Genomic DNA, 15463 nt, shown 5'->3' with positions numbered 1-15463 from the left:
CGGACGCGGGGCGGCCCGAAGAGGAGACGACGACCATGCAGAAGATCACCCCCTGTCTCTGGTACGACGGCACGGCGAAGGAGGCGGCCGAGCACTACGTCGCGATCTTCGGCGGCGACTCCCGCATCCTGGACGTCAGCTACTACGGCGAAGCCGCCCCCGGTGAGACGGGCTCGGTCCTCACCGTCACCTTCAGCCTGGCGGGCCAGGAGTACATGGGGCTCAACGGCGGCCCCCAGTTCCCGTTCACCGAGGCCATCTCCCTCGCCGTGGACTGCGCCGACCAGGCCGAGGTGGACCGGCTCTGGACCGCGCTCTCGGAGGGCGGCGAGGAGAGCCAGTGCGGCTGGCTCAAGGACAGGTACGGCGTCTCCTGGCAGATCGTCCCCAACGAGCTGCCCCGGCTGCTGGCCGACCCGGACCCGGCGAAGGCGGAGCGGACGATGAAGGCGATGCTCTCCATGGGCAAGCTGGACATCCAGGCGCTCCGGGACGCCTGAGCCCTCTCCCGGTGTCACCGGGACGCCTGAGCCGTGCCTCCCGGTGTCACCGGGTCATTGCTCCTCGGCCCCTCTGCGGTGCCGGGCTACGACTCCTCGACCGCGATCGCGTTGCGCCACACGGTCACGTCCAGCGTCATGTAGTTGCTCGCCGCGTTCTCCGTCGGCAGGGCGCGCACGACGATCAGGCCCAGGTGCCCGTTCTCCGTACGGACACAGATCTGGGTGCCCCGCACCAGCCGGTCCAGTTCCAGCTCCGTGGAGAACCGGGTCTCGGACCGGCAGGTCCGGAGGTCGCCCTGCTGCCCCGGGTTCAGCAGCACCATCGACCCGTCCGTGCGCACCACATCGCTGACCGAGCTGTACGAGAAGTCACCGCTGCCGCTGCCGTTGAGCGGGCTGTCCGTGCTGTCCGCGAACGACAGGTGGTAACCGCCGGTCAGATCGATGGACTTGTACGGGACCGGCTCGGGGTCCGGCAGCGGTGCGGCGCCGCTTCCCTCGTCGTCGTCCGGCACCTCGGCACCGGCCGACGGGGTGCTCACGGCGGGCTCCTTCTTCTGCGGCTTCGCGGTGTCGCCCGCCTGGTTCTGCTCCTGCTTCCGGTCGTTGCCGCTGTCCGTGCCGCCCTTGGGGCCGAACAGCGCGTACCCGCCGCCGGCGCCGACGAGGAGGGCGGTGACGACGGCGATCGTGACGAAGAGGCCGGTGCGCTTCTTCTTCGGCTTCTCCGGCGCGGGCGTCTGGTGGGTCTGGTGCGGCTGCGGGGGCTGGTGGGGCTGCTGGCCGGTGGGCGGGTACGCCGTCGGGTAGCCGCCGGTGGCGTAACCCCCGGCGGGCGAGCCCGTCTGCGGGTAGCCGTACGGGCCGGGCTGCTGCTGCGCGGGCCCCGCGTGCGCCGGGTAGCCGTACGCGCCCTGCGGCTGCGTCGGGTACCCGTACGCACCGGGCGCCGGGTTCGCCGGCCCGGTGGGCTGCTGGTGGGTCCCGGGCGGGGCGGCGGACGCGGCCGGTGCGGGCACGGCAGGCGGCTGCTGGGCCACCGTCACCGGCGCGGTCGCCGGGGGCGTCCCGGGCGCGGTGAGCGGGGCCGTGGGCGGGGCGGCCGGAGGCGGCGGGGTGCGGTCGGGGGCGGGCGCGGCCGCCCGTACGGTGATGTCGGCGGCCACCGCGCCCGGCAGCCAGTCCTCCGGGCGGCGCAACTGCGTCTCGCTGTTGGCGTTGCGGCACATGTCGATGACCTCGGCCACCGAGGGCCGGTCCTCGGGGGACTTGGCCAGGCAGCGGGTGACCAGCTCCCGCAGCTCCTCCGGAACCCCCGTCAGATCCGGCTCCTCGTGCACGATCCGGTACAGCACCCCGTGCGAGGTGCCCTCGCCGAAGGCGGGCGCGCCGGTCGAGGCGTAGGAGGCGACCTGCCCGAGGGCGAAGATGTCGGTCGCCGCCGTCACCGCCCTGCCCGCCGCCTGCTCCGGGGCCATGAACGCCGGGGTCCCGACGGTGACCCCGCTGCCGGTGAGCGAGGTCGCGTCGGCGGCCCGGGCGATGCCGAAGTCGATCACCCTCGGCCCGTCGGCCGCCAGCAGCACGTTGGACGGCTTGAGGTCGCGGTGGACGATGCCCGCCCCGTGGATCACGTGGAGCGCCTCGGCCATGCCCGCGATGAGCAGCAGGATCGCGGGGACCGGCAGCGGTCCGTGCTCGGCGACCGCCGCGGCGAGGGACGGGCCCGGCACATAGGCGGTGGCGAGCCACTGCTGCGCGCTCTCGGTGTCACTGTCGATGACCGGTGCCGTGTACAGGCCCTGGACCCGCTGGGCGGCCTGCACCTCCTGCTGGAAGCGGCGGCGGAACTCGGCGTCCTCGCTGAAGTCCGGCCGGATCACCTTGATGGCGACGGGCCGCCCGCCGGGGGTGTACGAGAGGTAGACCTTGCCCATCCCGCCGGAGCCGAGCTTCGCGGTCAGCCGGTAACCGGCCACCGTCCGCGGATCGCTCTCCTCCAGCGGCTGGAAAACCCCTTCGCGGCCCTGCTGCTGACTGGTCATCGTGTTGCTTCCCCCGACGGCGCCTGTTGTCCTGAAACGAGCCGTACTGTATCCGCAACAGGGCTGCTCCGGCGGAGCGTTCCGGCGGTCGGTAGTGTCCGGTTACATGCAACGCCGCCCCTTGCTGCCGCCGCCCCCGCCGCCCGTGGAGATCAGGTCCTGGCCCGACCGCGAGGCGATGCTCACCGACCGGGCGCTGATCCTGGGCGTACTGGTGCGGATGCATGTGGGGCCGGGGCGGTTCGGCGTGCTGGTGATGTGGGCCGGGCTGGCCGCGTTCGGCTGGCTGCTGGCGGGGTCGGCGTTCGTCGTGTTCGAGCAGGCGCAGGACGTCTTCGGCGGGCTGGCCGGACTCCTGTCCCTGCTCCTCGGGGTGGGGGCGATGGTGCCGGGCATCGCCTTCGTCTGCCTCTACGTCGCCCGCGACCGGAAGGTCCGCGCGCTGCTCGTGTAGTGGGGTGCGCTGGACCGCGACCCGGAGCGCGACCGGGAACTGCGGCTGCCCGGGGTGAGCCTGGTGTGGCTGCTGCTGTCGTTCGTCCTGGGCGCGACGGGGCTGGCGCTCTGCGTTGTCGGCCCGGCGAGCGCCCGGCCCGGCGACGACACGTACGGCACGGTCGCCCTGGTCATGGGCCTGGGCATGGCCGCCTGGCTCACCGGACTCATCGGCGCCGTCAAGGCGTTGGCGCACCGCCGCTGGGTGCTGCGCGTCCTGACCGCGCCCGCTGCGGACCGGCTCACCCCAGCGGGTGGCCGATCAGCATCGTCGGCGCCCCGGCGACCCGGGTCAGGAACACCGTCGCCGAGTTCGGGCCGCTGAGCTTCATCCGGCGGCGCAGCTCCTCCGGTTCGACCGCCGAGCCGCGCTTCTTGACGGTCAGCACGCCCACCCCGCGCTCCCGCAGCAGCGCCTTCAGCTTCTTCAGGCCGAACGGCAGCCGGTCGGTGATCTCGTACCCGGCGACGTACGGGGAGGAGTACGGCATATCGCTCGTGACGTACGCGATCGTCTCGTCCACCAGTCGCCCGCCGCACCGCTCCACGATGTCGGCGACCAGATGGGCCCGGATCACCGCGCCGTCCGGCTCGTACAGATAGCGCCCGACCGGGCCCACCGGCGGGGCGGGCAGCGGGGCCGGGGCGGTGAGGGTGGCCCCGGACGGCAGCAGGGTGGCCCGGAACGAACCGGGCGCGAAGCCGTCGCCGTACCAGAGCACCGCCTCCTTCACATCGCCCCCGTCGGAGATCCACTCCGCCTCGGCCTCCGGCCCGATCGCCTCGTGCGGGATGCCCGGGGCGATCTTCAGCGCGGCCCGGGGCGCCTTGAGCGCGGCGGCCGTCGCCCAGGACAGCGGTGGTGAGTACGCCTCCGGGTCGAAGATCCTGCCCCGGCCGCCGCGCCGGGCCGGGTCCACGAAGACGGCGTCGTACGGAGTGGTGTCGATCTCCGTGACGTCGGCGCACCGCACCTCGATCAGCGCGGCAAGACCGAGCGCCTCGGCGTTGGCGCGGGCCACCTCGGCGGTGAGCGGGTCGCGGTCCACGGCGAGGACGGCGATCCCGGCGCGGGCCAGCGCGATGGCGTCGCCGCCGATGCCGCAGCACAGGTCCGCGACGCTCCGCACGCCGAGCGCGGCGAACCGGGCGGCGCGGTGGGTGGCGACCGAGGTGCGGGTGGCCTGCTCGACGCCGTTGGGCGTGAAGTACATGCGGTACGCGTCCTCGGACCCGAACTTCGCCACCGCCCGCTGCCGCAGCCGGGCCTGGCCCAGGGCGGCCGACACCAGCTCCGCCGGGTGCGTGCGGCGCAGCCGGGTCGCGGTGGCCAGTTCCTCGGCGGGGTCGTGGTCGCGCAGCTCGGCCAGCAGGTGCTCGCCCTCGGGGGTGCGCAGGGCGGCGAAGGCGGCGCGGGCGGGGTCGTCGGCCGGGGTGGCGGGGGTCGATGCGTTCACCCGGCCCATTGTGGCCGGTGCGCAGACGGGGGCCCCTATGGGGCGACGCGGGCCCTAATACGTCGACGCGGGTCCCTGGTAGGCAGCGCGGGTCCCTGTGGGCCGGCCGGGGGACGGGTGCGGCCCCCTCGCGGTGTCGGGGCGGGAGGCGGGCGGGTGGCTGGCAGGATGCGGCGCCATGCAGCTAGTACGACAAAAAGGAAAATCACCCATGAAGCGGCACCGGCCGGTCTCCGTCGTGCTGGCGGCCCTCCTGGCCGCCACCGTCACCTCGGCCTGCGCGTCGGAGACGGCCGACGGCGGTACGGGAGCCCCGGGCGGACCGGCGAAGCCCGCCGCCGGACAGCAGGGCGAGGCCGCCCAGCAGGCCGGCCCCGCCCGCGCCCTGGGCACGTACGCCGAGGAGCTCAAGAAGAAGCAGGCCGCACGGGCCGTCGCCGCGAAGAGGTGGGGCCTGGCCAAGGTGCCGCTCGCGGCCCCCGAACCGCCGGAGGTGAAGCCGCGCATCACCACCCGCAAGGGGTTCGAGGTCCGGGACGACGAGGGGCTGCCGCCCGTCTTCACCACCGTCCCCACCAAGGAGAAGATCGTCTTCCTGACCATGGACGACGGGGCGGAGAAGGACCCCGCGCTGCTGCGGATGATGACCGAACTGGACATCCCCTACAGCGCCTTCCTGAGCGACTACGTCATCAACGACGACTACGGCTACTTCAAGCAGATGCAGAAGCGCGGGGTGGTCATCAGCAACCACACGCTCAACCACCGCTATCTGCCGGGCCTCTCCTACGCCGAGCAGAAGCGGGAGATCTGCGGCCAGCAGGAGAAGATCCTCAAGAACTACGGGAAGCGGCCCACCCTCCTCCGCCCGCCCTACGGCAACTACAACCGCGACACCCTCGTCGTCGCCAAGTCCTGCGGCATCACCGCCGTCCCCCTGTGGTCCGCCGAGGCGTTCGCCGACCACATGGAGTGGCGCGAGTGGGACCGGGACCTGCACCCCGGCGACATCGTCCTCACCCACTTCCGGGGCAAGGACGACTGGAAGGGCACCATGCCCGACATGATCCGCCTGGTCATGAAGACCATCACGGACAAGGGGTACGCGGTGGCGAAGCTGGAGGACTACGTCTGACTCCCCGCCCGCCCGGCGTACGGCCGACGAATGCGCGCTCAGCCCCCGCTGCGCGCGCATTCGTCGCTGTCGCCCCCGCTGCGGCAGGGCGGGGAGTTCCAGGTGGGGGCGGGGCCCGGAAGCGCGGGGCCGTCGGCCCGGGACACGGACGCCAGGGTCACCGCGCACAGGGCCACGGCCACGAGCACCTGGATGCCGCCCGCCCAGTACCACCGGTCACGCAGCAGCATGGCGGCGAGGACGGCGACCGTGAGGGCCAGGACGCCGAACGCGACGGTGGGGACCCAGTCGGTCTCCGCTCCGGCACCGGCGGGCGAGGGCGCGCCGCTGTCGATGGGCGCATGGGACCGCGCCAGGCCGCGCAGCCCCAGCAGTACCAGCAGCACGGCGAGGACGACCGCCTCGGCGACCGTGAGCAGGAGGCCCGCGGCGGGATCGGCGCAGCCGCCGGGCCGCTCGTCCAGGGCCCGCTCCGCCGGTCTTCCGGGCAGGCCGCTCTCGGGATGCGTCATCTCCGTACCGTCGTACGGAACACCCGGCTCCGCCCCCGCGTTGTCCGGACGGTGATCCGACGGAGCCCCGATCGAGACGGCGCGAGGGTGGTGAATTGGCACTCCGCTTGACCGAGTGCTAATCGCGGTCATAGTCTCGGGTCTGGCACTCCCCCCTGGAGAGTGCCAGCACCACACTGTGCGACAGGGCAGGTCCGGCACCCGCGACGACGGATCGGTCTGGTCGCCGCCCAATGACTGCTAAACCCCGTGAGATCTCCGAAGGGGGAGACCGGATCGTGTCGACCACCAGCTCCAAGGTTGCGATCAAGCCGCTTGAGGACCGCATTGTGGTCCAGCCGCTCGACGCCGAGCAGACCACGGCTTCCGGCCTGGTCATTCCGGACACCGCGAAGGAGAAGCCCCAGGAGGGCGTCGTCCTCGCCGTGGGCCCGGGCCGCTTCGAGAACGGCGAGCGTCTTCCGCTCGACGTCAAGACCGGCGACGTCGTCCTGTACAGCAAGTACGGCGGCACCGAGGTGAAGTACAACGGCGAGGAGTACCTCGTCCTCTCGGCCCGCGACGTTCTCGCGATCGTCGAGAAGTAATTCACCCACGTTTGCTTGTGTTCTGCGCCCCTGGCCCCCTGCGAAATAACTAGCCGGGTGGCGAGGGGCGCAGTTCGTCCGAGAGGGAAGTACAGCCCATGGCGAAGATTCTGAAGTTCGACGAGGACGCCCGTCGCGCCCTTGAGCGCGGCGTCAACAAGCTTGCCGACACGGTCAAGGTGACGATCGGCCCCAAGGGCCGCAACGTCGTCATCGACAAGAAGTTCGGCGCACCCACCATCACCAACGACGGCGTCACCATCGCGCGCGAGGTCGAGCTCGACGACCCGTTCGAGAACCTCGGTGCCCAGCTCGTCAAGGAGGTGGCGACCAAGACCAACGACGTAGCGGGTGACGGCACCACCACCGCGACCGTCCTGGCCCAGGCGCTCGTCCGCGAGGGCCTGCGCAACGTCGCCGCGGGCGCCTCCCCGGCCGCCCTGAAGAAGGGCATCGACGCCGCGGTCAAGGCCGTGTCCGAGGAGCTCCTCGCGACCGCCCGGCCGATCGACGACAAGTCCGACATCGCCGCCGTGGCCGCGCTCTCCGCGCAGGACACCCAGGTCGGCGAGCTCATCGCGGACGCCATGGACAAGGTCGGCAAGGACGGTGTCATCACCGTCGAGGAGTCCAACACCTTCGGTCTGGACCTGGAGTTCACCGAGGGCATGGCCTTCGACAAGGGCTACCTGTCCCCGTACATGGTGACCGACCAGGAGCGTATGGAGGCCGTCCTCGACGACCCGTACATCCTGATCCACCAGGGCAAGATCGGCTCCATCCAGGAGCTGCTCCCGCTGCTGGAGAAGGTCATCCAGGGCGGTGGCTCCAAGCCGCTCCTGATCATCGCCGAGGACGTCGAGGGCGAGGCGCTCTCCACCCTCGTCGTCAACAAGATCCGTGGCACCTTCAACGCCGTCGCGGTGAAGGCCCCGGGCTTCGGTGACCGCCGCAAGGCCATGCTCGGCGACATCGCCACCCTCACCGGTGCGACCGTCATCGCCGAAGAGGTCGGCCTCAAGCTCGACGGCGCCGGTCTCGACGTGCTGGGCACCGCCCGCCGCGTCACCGTCTCCAAGGACGACACGACCATCGTCGACGGCGGGGGCAACTCCGACGACGTCAAGGGCCGCGTCAACCAGATCAAGGCCGAGATCGAGTCCACGGACTCCGACTGGGACCGCGAGAAGCTCCAGGAGCGCCTCGCGAAGCTGGCCGGCGGCGTGTGCGTCATCCGCGTCGGTGCCGCCACCGAGGTGGAGCTCAAGGAGAAGAAGCACCGCCTCGAGGACGCCATCTCCGCCACCCGCGCCGCGGTCGAGGAGGGCATCGTCTCCGGCGGTGGCTCCGCTCTCGTCCACGCGGTGAAGGTCCTGGAGGGCAACCTCGGCAAGACCGGCGACGAGGCCACCGGTGTTGCGGTCGTCCGCCGCGCCGCCGTCGAGCCGCTGCGCTGGATCGCCGAGAACGCCGGCCTCGAGGGTTACGTCATCACCTCCAAGGTCTCCGAGCTCGACAAGGGCCAGGGCTTCAACGCCGCCACCGGCGAGTACGGCGACCTGGTCAAGGCCGGCGTCATCGACCCGGTCAAGGTCACCCGCTCCGCCCTGGAGAACGCCGCGTCCATCGCGTCGCTGCTGCTCACGACCGAGACCCTGGTCGTCGAGAAGCCGGCCGAGGAAGAGGGCGACGCCGGTCACGGCGGTCACGGCCACTCCCACTAGTACGCGCAGTACCTTTCGGTACGCCCGAGGCCCGGTACCCCTTGGGTTCTAACGGTCCTCGCAACACCCACGATCTGTGGGAGTTGCGAGGACCGTGGCCGTTGAGCGGGTTGATCTTGCGGGGTTGAAGGAGCGTTTCCTTGCACGGCTGGATGCCGTGGGGAACGTGACGGTGGTGGCGCGTGAGCTGGGTGTGAACCGGAACACGGCGTTCGGTTGGGCTCGGAGATCCGGTCGCGGGTCGGTACGTCTGCCGCGGCGGCATCCGCGGCGGGAGGAGTACGAGCAATTGCGGGCCACGGGCGCCTCGCAGTCCGAGGCGGCCCGGCGCATCGGGGTGAACAGGCGCACAGCCAGGGACTGGGACCAGGGCGTCAAGAAAACTCGCACCACGCGGACCTACGCCGACGGCCGCCGTGTCGATTACGCGGCGGGGACCGCCACGATGTTCGGTGTGACCACAGCATCGATGGGTCTGGCGACCCTGGACAAGCAGCTGCACCCCAGGTTCCTGGCTCTTTCCGAGCGCGAGCGGATCCGGGATCTGCTCGCGGTGGGCCACTCGCTGCGGGCGATCGGACGCGCCCTGGGCCGGCCCGCCAGCACGATCAAGCGGGAGATCGATGCGAACTCGGGCGTCGAGGGCTATCAGCCCTATGCGGCCCACCGCGCAGCCGCAGCACGCCGGCCCCGGCCCAAGGACCGCAAGCTGCTACGCGAGAGCCGGCTGCGCCGCTTCGTCCAGGACGGCTTGCGGACACGATGGTCGCCGGAGCAGATCTGCCACGCTCTGCGCAAGGAGCATCCCGACGACCAGAGCATGCGGGTGAGCGTGGAAACGATCTACCAGGCACTGTATTTCCAGGCCCGTGGCGGCCTGAAGCGGGAAGTGCAGGCAGCAATCCGCTCCGGTCGCACCCGCCGCAAAGCACGCCGGGACCCCGAGCGGCGCACGCCACGGTTCACCGACCCAATGGTCATGATCAGCGATCGTCCCGCCGCTATCGAGGACCGGGCCGTTCCCGGGCACTGGGAAGGCGACCTGATCATCGGAGCCAGCAGCCGCTCCGCGATCGCCACCCTGGTCGAGCGGAGCACCCGCTACACCATGCTGGTCCACCTGCCCGGCGGAGCCCACGACGCCGAAACCGTCCGTGACGGCCTCGTCCGCACCATCCAGACCCTGCCCGCACATCTGCGGGGATCGCTCACCTGGGACCAGGGAAGCGAGATGGCACGCCACCAGCAGTTCACCCTGGCCACCGGCATGCCCGTCTACTTCTGCAACCCCGCCTCACCCTGGCAACGCGGCTCCAACGAGAACACCAACGGCCTGCTCCGCCAGTACTTCCCCAAAGCCACCGACCTCAGCCTCCACAGCCCCGAAGACCTCGAACACGTCGCCCAGGAACTCAACGGCCGCCCACGCAAGACGCTCGACTGGGATACCCCAGCCGAGCGTCTACGTGATCTACTCACCACCTAAAACCAAGTGGTGTTGCGATGACCCCTGGAACCCAAGCCCCCGTCGCGGGGGCACCGGGCCTCGGTGCGTTCCGGGCCGCCGCTCTGCCGCCTACGCCATGCGGGCCAGCCCGTCCGGCGTGACCGGGTCCGCGAACGGCAGCCCCTGTACGTAACGCGCCACCTCGTCCAGCGCGAAATCCCCCATGCGGTGGATCTCGTCCCCCAGGGAGCCCGCCACATGCGGGGTCAGCAGGACGTTCTCCAGGTCGTACAGCGGGGATGCGGCCGGCGGGACCTCCGGCTCCGTCACATCGAGGAACGCGTTCAGCCGCCCCGACACCAGCTCGGGCAGCAGCGCGTCCCCGTCGATCAGCGAACCCCGCGAGGTGTTGATCAGCGTGGTGCCGTCCGCCATCGCCGCGAGCTGCGCGGCGCCGATCATGTGCCGGGTCGCGGGCAGCTCCGGCGCGTGGACCGAGACGACCCGGCTGCGGGCGCAGAGCTCGTCGAGCCCCACCTTCACCGCGCCGAGCCTCGCCGCCGCCCCCGTGTCCACGTACGGATCGAAGAGCAGGACGTCCAGGTCGAACGGGCGCAGCAGCTCGATCACCCGGCGGCCGATCCGCGAGGCGCCCACGATCCCCACGCACCGCCGGTAGTTGCCGTGCCCCGCCAGCTCCGCCCGCCAGTCGTGCGGGGCGCGCAGCTGCCGGTAGCGGTGGGCGGTGCCCAGGACGTTCTTCCCGGCGAACAGGATCGCGGCCAGCGTGTACTCGGCGACCGGCAGCGCGTTCGCCCCGGCCGCCGAGGTGACCTGGATACCCCGGTCCCAACAGGCCGGGGTGATGTGGTGCTTGACGCTCCCGGCCGCGTGGACGACGGCGCGCAGCCGGGGGGCGGCGGCGAGGACGCAGGCGGTGAGCGGGGGCGCGCCCCAGCAGGTGATGAGCAGCTCCGCCCCGGCGAGCGCGGCCGCGACCCCGGGCGCCGGATCGGTCAGCCGGTGGGCGACCAGCGCCGGGTCGGTGTCCACGAGCGCGGTGAGCCGTTCCCGCTGTACGGGGGTGAAGAGGCGTTCCGCGATGCCGGGGCCCATGGAAAGGAGGGCCGTAGGGGCGGTCATTTGACGCTCCCCGCGGTCAGACCGGCCTTCCAGTGCCGCTGGAGCACGACGAAGGCGACGATCAGCGGGGTGACGGCGAGCAGGGAGCCGGTGACGACCATCGGGTAGAAGGCGGGGTCGGCGTTGGCGTTGCTGTGCCAGTTGTAGAGACCCAGGCTCAGCGGGTAGAGGTCCTTGTCCGAGAGCATCACCAGCGGGAGGAAGAAGTTGTTCCAGATCGCGGTGAACTGGAAGAGGAAGACCGTCACGAAGCCCGGCATGACCATGCGCAGACCGACCGACCAGAAGGTCCGCAGCTCACCGGCCCCGTCGATCCGGGCGGCCTCCAGGACCTCGTCGGGGATGTAGCCCGCGCTGAAGATCCGTGAGAGGTACACGCCGAACGGGTTGACCAGCGCCGGGATCAGCACCGCCCAGTAGGTGTTGACGGTGCCGGTCTCGACGGCCAGCAGATACAGCGGCAGGGACAGGGCGGTGGAGGGCAGCAGCACGCCCAGCAGCACCAGGGCGAAGAGCTTCTCCTTGCCCCGGAAGCGGTACTTGTCGAAGGCGTACCCGGCGGCGACGCTGATCAGCGAGCAGCCCAGCGCCCCGATGCCCGCGTACAGCAGGGAGTTGCCGTACCAGCGGAAGTAGATGCCGTCCTGGTAGGACGTCAGCTCCGACAGGTTGTGCGCGAGGTCGAAGCCCTCGAAGGAGAAGACGTCACCGCCCAGCAGGTTCCCGGCGTCCTTGGTGGCCGCCGTGAGCAGCCAGATCAGCGGGAAGAGCGTGTAGAGGGCGGCGATCAGGAGCACGCCGTTGACCGCGGTCTTCGACAGCCACCGGTTCTTGGTGCCGGAGGTCATGGCCGTGCCTCCTTCCGGTTGGTGAAGCGGGTGACGGCGAAGGAGAGCACGGCGGCGACGAGGGCGATGAGGACGGATGCGGCGGCCGCGAGGCCGTAGTCGTTGCGCTCGAACGCGGCGCTGTAGGCGTACATGTTCGGGGTCCAGGTGCTCGTCACCGCGGAGCCCGAGCCGCGGCTGAGGATCAGGGGTTCGGTGAACAGCTGGAGCGAGCCGATGATCGTGAAGAGCAGGACCATCACCAGGGAGGGGCGGATCAGGGGGAGCTTGATAAAGAAGGCGATCCGCCAGTTGCCCGCGCCGTCCACGGTCGCGGCCTCCAGCAGCGAGCGGTCCACGGCCCGGAGCGCGGCGTAGAAGATCACCACGTTGTAGCCGAGCCACTCCCACAGCGCGATGTTCACGACGGAGGGGAGCGTGCCCTCGGAGGAGAAGAAGTCGAAGCCGATCCCGCCCGCCTCCATCGCGGCGACGACGGGGGAGAGCTGCGGTGTGTAGAGGTAGATCCAGATCAGCGCGGCGATAAGGCCGGGGATGGCGTGCGGCAGGAACAGCGCCAGCTGGAAGAAGCGGCGGGCGCGGGCCAGGGCGGTGTCCAGGAGCAGGGCCAGGACTATCGCGCCGCCGCCCATCAGCGGGATGTAGAAGGCGCAGTAGCCGAGCAGCACCCAGAAGCCCTCGCGGAACGCCTGGTCGCCCAGGGCCGCCGCGTAGTTGCCGAGCCCGTCGAAGACGGTACGCGGACCGTCGAAGCCGAGGCCGGACTGCTTCTCGGTGAAGAGGCTGAGCCAGAGCGCGTAGGCGACCGGGACGATCATCGCCACGGTGAAGAGGACGAAGAAGGGGGCGAGGAGGGTGCCCGCCGCCAGCCGGGTCCGTGCCCGTGAGCTGAGTACCTTCGAGGGACGCCCCCGTGAGCTGGGCGCTTTCGGTGGACGTCCTCCGCCGTTGGTGCTCATGACGGGTCCTCCACCTTCAGGCCGCGCTTCCTCAGGTCGGCGACCGTGGCGTCATGGGCCCGCCTGATCGCGTCCGGCAGCGTCGAGCCGCCGCCGGCCACCTCGCCGAGCGCGTCGCCCAGCGCCGAGTTGGTGGCTCCGGGGCTCGGGCCCCACACCCAGCCGGGCCCGATGGAGGCGCCCGCCTCCTCGAAGAGGCCGTACAGGTCCTGGCCCCCGTAGAAGCTCGTGTCGAAGGCCTTCTTCGCGATCGGCACCATGGCGGGGGAGGCGGGCAGGGCGCTCGACGTGCTCGCCCCGATCCGGGCGTTGATCGCGTCCTCGTGCGTCGACATCCACAGGGCGAACTCGACGGCGGCCTCGGTCTTGGAGCTGCCCTTGCTGACGGCGAACGTGGAGCCGCCGATCATCCCGCTGGCCGGCCGGTCCGCCTCCCAGCTCGGCAGCCGCACCGCCGCCCACTTGCCCTTCTGCTCGGGCACGATGCCCGCGAGCACACCGGCGCCCCAGGAGGCCCCGAGGTAGCCGACGGTGGTGCCCTGCTTCAGGGAGCCGGTCCACTCGGGGCTGAACGAGGAGGCGGTGGAGACGAGCCTGTCGTCGATCATGCCCTGCCAGTACGCGGCGGTGCGGGCGGAGGCGGGGTCGGTGGTGTGGACCCGCCAGGCGTCGGTGTCGGCCCGGAACCACTGCGCGCCCGCCTGCCACGCCATGGCCTGGAAGAACGTCGGGTCGTCGGGGAAGAAGGTGGCGATCCGGGTCCTCGGCTCGGCCTTCCGCACCTGTTCGGCCGCGTCGCGGAACCCGTCCCAGGTGGTGGGCGGGGTGATGCCGTGCTCGGTGAAGAAGTCCTTGCGGTAGTAGAAGACCTGGGGCGCGGCGTCGAACGGGACCGCCCAGTTCCTGCCGCCGAGCGTGGTCATCTCGATGGTCTGCGGCAGGAACTTCTTCTTGATGTCCTCGGTCAGATAGCCGCTGATGTCCTGCAGCGAGCCCTGGCTGACGAACGCGGACAGCTGCGGATACTCGATGGAGAGCAGGTCGGGGGCGATGCCCGCCTTCACCGCGTTGGCGATCTTCGGATAGCCGCCGAGACCGCCGGACGGTATCTCCTCGAACTCCACCTTCATTGTCTCGTGGGTCGCGTTGAACGCGTCCACCACCTCCTGCGACCCCCTGGTCCATGCCCAGAAGGACACGGTCACCGGGTCGTCGGCGGTACCTCGGGCGCGGGAGTCCCCGGCGCCGCCGCACGCCGTGACAACGGCGAGGGCGGTGGCGGCGCCGACCAGCGCATGGACGGAACGGGACCAACTGCGGCTCACGGCATGGCTCCTGTACGGACGTGACGACGGTACGAGCGGGGTAGCCGCGATATTTCGATCCCTCCTGAGCGAAGTCAAGAGCGAAAGATTGAATGATCGAATAATGATCGATTCAGGAAGGTGCGAAGAGGGTCATACCGCTGCAATGCGGTCGGCTTCCTCGGCCCCCGGCCGACCGCAGGACCCCCGCACCCGCAAGGCCGGCAGCAGCGCCACATGACGCCGGGGCGCTGCCCCCTCGCCCCCCGGATACCGGTGCCCGGACAGCCGCTCCACCAGCAGCTCCGCCGCGCACCGCCCGACCTCCCGCTTGGGCGGGGCCACCGCGCTGAGCGGGGTGTCGGCGAGCGCGGCCACCTCGTCGTCGTACGTGACCAGCGCCAGGTCGCCGGGGACCCGCACCCCCAGTTCGGCCAGGCGGCGCACCATACGGATGGCGTCCTCGTCGTTGTGCACCAGCACCGAACTCGCCCGTTCCTCGCGCACCGCGTCCCGCACGGCCAGCGCCGACCGCTCGAAGAGGGCCGGGTCCCGGTCGGCGGAGGTGGCGGCGACCAGCGGTTCGGTCCCGGCCAGACCCAGGGTCTCCAACGCCCGCCCGTAACCGGCGCGTACCGCCCGGGCGGTGGGGCTGTCCGTCCGCGCGACCAGCATCGGCGTCCCGTGCCCCAGCCGCACCAGATGCCGTACGGCGAGGAGAACCCCGTGAGCGTGGTCGGAGCCGACCCGGTCCAGCCCCTCCAGCGGACCGCCGGGCTCCCCTTCCCGCTCCACCAGCACCTTCTCGACCGGCAGCCGCGCGATCCAGTCGCTGTACCGCCCCGGGTGCTCGGGCTCCGTCCAGCTCGGCGCCAGCAGCAGCCCCTGGGCCCCGGCCGCCAGCAGCCCGGCGGCGTGCGCGGCGTCGTCCTCGGGGCGGTAGTCGGTGACCCGCAGGATCAGCCGGGCGCCGAGCCGGGCGGCCGCCTCGTGGGCGCCCCGGATGACCTCGGCGAAGTAGTACGCGGCCGCCGGGGCGAGCATCCCGATCACCGGGCCGCCGCCCACCGGCGTACCGGCCGGACCCCGGTCGGCGGGCCAGGACACCGAACCGTGCGTCCGCTCCAGCAGCCCCCTGGAGGCCAGCGCCTCGACATCGCGCCGGGCCGTGACCACCGAGACGCCGAGGCGTCCCGCCAGGTCCGACACCCTTACGGTCCCGCGCTCGCGGACCAGGTTCAGCAGCCGGTCATGTCGTTCGGCTCCACCTTCGCGCACGGTGACAGCCCCCCTTGAGCAGAATG

The 15463-nt window shown here is 71.3% G+C and carries 15 protein-coding genes; 7 read left to right on the top strand and 8 right to left on the bottom strand.

Annotated features, from left to right (window positions below; genetic code table 11):
* Positions 1-35 precede the first annotated feature (35 nt).
* Positions 36-500 (top strand): VOC family protein, encoded by a 465-nt coding sequence (locus ACK8N7_RS13680; RefSeq protein ID WP_403216621.1) that lies wholly within the window; start codon positions 36-38, stop codon positions 498-500.
* A gap of 86 nt (positions 501-586) precedes the next feature.
* Here the strand turns inward: ACK8N7_RS13680 and ACK8N7_RS13675 are convergent, their stop codons facing one another.
* Positions 587-2548, bottom strand: coding sequence for a serine/threonine-protein kinase (locus tag ACK8N7_RS13675; protein WP_403216598.1), 1962 nt, complete (start codon positions 2546-2548; stop codon positions 587-589).
* A 106-nt stretch (positions 2549-2654) separates the two neighbouring features.
* Between ACK8N7_RS13675 and ACK8N7_RS13670 the strand changes: the two genes are divergently transcribed.
* Positions 2655-3002 (top strand): hypothetical protein, encoded by a 348-nt coding sequence (locus ACK8N7_RS13670; RefSeq protein ID WP_403216599.1) that lies wholly within the window; start codon positions 2655-2657, stop codon positions 3000-3002.
* 54 nt (positions 3003-3056) lie between these two features.
* Positions 3057-3368, top strand: coding sequence for a hypothetical protein (locus ACK8N7_RS13665; RefSeq protein ID WP_403216601.1), 312 nt, complete (start codon positions 3057-3059; stop codon positions 3366-3368).
* Here ACK8N7_RS13665 and ACK8N7_RS13660 read toward each other — a convergent pair.
* Positions 3286-4509: a THUMP-like domain-containing protein gene (locus tag ACK8N7_RS13660; RefSeq protein ID WP_500442532.1), complete on the bottom strand. Its 1224-nt coding sequence runs from the start codon at positions 4507-4509 to the stop codon at positions 3286-3288. The two genes, ACK8N7_RS13665 and ACK8N7_RS13660, sit on opposite strands and share 83 nt — an antisense overlap.
* Before the next feature lie 202 nt (positions 4510-4711).
* Here ACK8N7_RS13660 and ACK8N7_RS13655 point away from each other — a divergent pair, with 202 nt between their 5' ends.
* A complete protein-coding gene (locus ACK8N7_RS13655) occupies positions 4712-5635 on the top strand; it encodes a polysaccharide deacetylase family protein (RefSeq protein WP_500442530.1) in 924 nt (307 codons plus the stop codon).
* 38 nt (positions 5636-5673) lie between these two features.
* On the opposite strand, the gene ACK8N7_RS13650 is transcribed toward ACK8N7_RS13655, so the two are convergent.
* The gene (locus tag ACK8N7_RS13650; RefSeq protein ID WP_500442528.1) at positions 5674-6147 is read right to left on the bottom strand and encodes a DUF6234 family protein; all 474 of its coding nucleotides are present in this window, start codon (positions 6145-6147) and stop codon (positions 5674-5676) included.
* A 278-nt stretch (positions 6148-6425) separates the two neighbouring features.
* On the opposite strand from ACK8N7_RS13650, the gene groES reads away from it, so the two are divergent.
* The 3 genes from groES (at position 6426) to ACK8N7_RS13635 (ending at position 9944) form a co-directional block, all read left to right on the top strand.
* Positions 6426-6734 (top strand): co-chaperone GroES, encoded by a 309-nt coding sequence (groES, locus tag ACK8N7_RS13645; protein WP_003966899.1) that lies wholly within the window; start codon positions 6426-6428, stop codon positions 6732-6734.
* Between the two features lie 98 nt (positions 6735-6832).
* Positions 6833-8458 carry a chaperonin GroEL gene (groL, locus tag ACK8N7_RS13640; protein ID WP_403216608.1) on the top strand — a complete coding sequence of 542 codons (1626 nt, stop codon included), beginning with the start codon at positions 6833-6835 and terminating at the stop codon, positions 8456-8458.
* 250 nt (positions 8459-8708) lie between these two features.
* Positions 8709-9944, top strand: coding sequence for an IS30 family transposase (locus ACK8N7_RS13635; RefSeq protein WP_500445639.1), 1236 nt, complete (start codon positions 8709-8711; stop codon positions 9942-9944).
* Positions 9945-10034: 90 nt separating this feature from the next.
* On the opposite strand, the gene ACK8N7_RS13630 is transcribed toward ACK8N7_RS13635, so the two are convergent.
* The 5 genes from ACK8N7_RS13630 to ACK8N7_RS13610 form a co-directional block, all read right to left on the bottom strand.
* Positions 10035-11048, bottom strand: coding sequence for a hydroxyacid dehydrogenase (locus tag ACK8N7_RS13630; protein ID WP_500442526.1), 1014 nt, complete (start codon positions 11046-11048; stop codon positions 10035-10037).
* Positions 11045-11896, bottom strand: a complete 852-nt coding sequence (locus tag ACK8N7_RS13625; protein WP_403216147.1) for a carbohydrate ABC transporter permease — start codon at positions 11894-11896, stop codon at positions 11045-11047. Before ACK8N7_RS13625 ends, ACK8N7_RS13630 begins: the two co-directional genes overlap by 4 nt.
* Positions 11893-12855, bottom strand: a complete 963-nt coding sequence (locus ACK8N7_RS13620; RefSeq protein ID WP_500442524.1) for a carbohydrate ABC transporter permease — start codon at positions 12853-12855, stop codon at positions 11893-11895. The genes ACK8N7_RS13625 and ACK8N7_RS13620 overlap by 4 nt, the downstream gene beginning before the upstream one ends.
* The gene (locus tag ACK8N7_RS13615) at positions 12852-14180 is read right to left on the bottom strand and encodes an ABC transporter substrate-binding protein (protein WP_500442522.1); all 1329 of its coding nucleotides are present in this window, start codon (positions 14178-14180) and stop codon (positions 12852-12854) included. Before ACK8N7_RS13615 ends, ACK8N7_RS13620 begins: the two co-directional genes overlap by 4 nt.
* 132 nt (positions 14181-14312) lie before the next feature.
* Positions 14313-15437, bottom strand: a complete 1125-nt coding sequence (locus ACK8N7_RS13610; RefSeq protein ID WP_500442520.1) for a LacI family DNA-binding transcriptional regulator — start codon at positions 15435-15437, stop codon at positions 14313-14315.
* Positions 15438-15463 lie beyond the last annotated feature (26 nt).

It is taken from the genome of Streptomyces griseobrunneus, from assembly GCF_046713465.1.
Lineage (GTDB): Bacteria > Actinomycetota > Actinomycetes > Streptomycetales > Streptomycetaceae > Streptomyces > Streptomyces microflavus.
This window is presented reverse-complemented; position numbering and strand designations above follow the sequence as displayed.

Coding starts and splice junctions, on each gene's coding strand:
- groL (WP_403216608.1), top strand. CDS start 6,833: ATGGCGAAGATTCTGAAGTTCGACGAGGACGCCCGTCGCGCCCTTGAG.
- ACK8N7_RS13630 (WP_500442526.1), bottom strand. CDS start 11,048: ATGACCGCCCCTACGGCCCTCCTTTCCATGGGCCCCGGCATCGCGGAA.
- ACK8N7_RS13660 (WP_500442532.1), bottom strand. CDS start 4,509: ATGGGCCGGGTGAACGCATCGACCCCCGCCACCCCGGCCGACGACCCC.
- ACK8N7_RS13650 (WP_500442528.1), bottom strand. CDS start 6,147: ATGACGCATCCCGAGAGCGGCCTGCCCGGAAGACCGGCGGAGCGGGCC.
- ACK8N7_RS13675 (WP_403216598.1), bottom strand. CDS start 2,548: ATGACCAGTCAGCAGCAGGGCCGCGAAGGGGTTTTCCAGCCGCTGGAG.
- ACK8N7_RS13625 (WP_403216147.1), bottom strand. CDS start 11,896: ATGACCTCCGGCACCAAGAACCGGTGGCTGTCGAAGACCGCGGTCAAC.
- ACK8N7_RS13655 (WP_500442530.1), top strand. CDS start 4,712: ATGAAGCGGCACCGGCCGGTCTCCGTCGTGCTGGCGGCCCTCCTGGCC.
- ACK8N7_RS13620 (WP_500442524.1), bottom strand. CDS start 12,855: ATGAGCACCAACGGCGGAGGACGTCCACCGAAAGCGCCCAGCTCACGG.
- ACK8N7_RS13680 (WP_403216621.1), top strand. CDS start 36: ATGCAGAAGATCACCCCCTGTCTCTGGTACGACGGCACGGCGAAGGAG.
- ACK8N7_RS13670 (WP_403216599.1), top strand. CDS start 2,655: ATGCAACGCCGCCCCTTGCTGCCGCCGCCCCCGCCGCCCGTGGAGATC.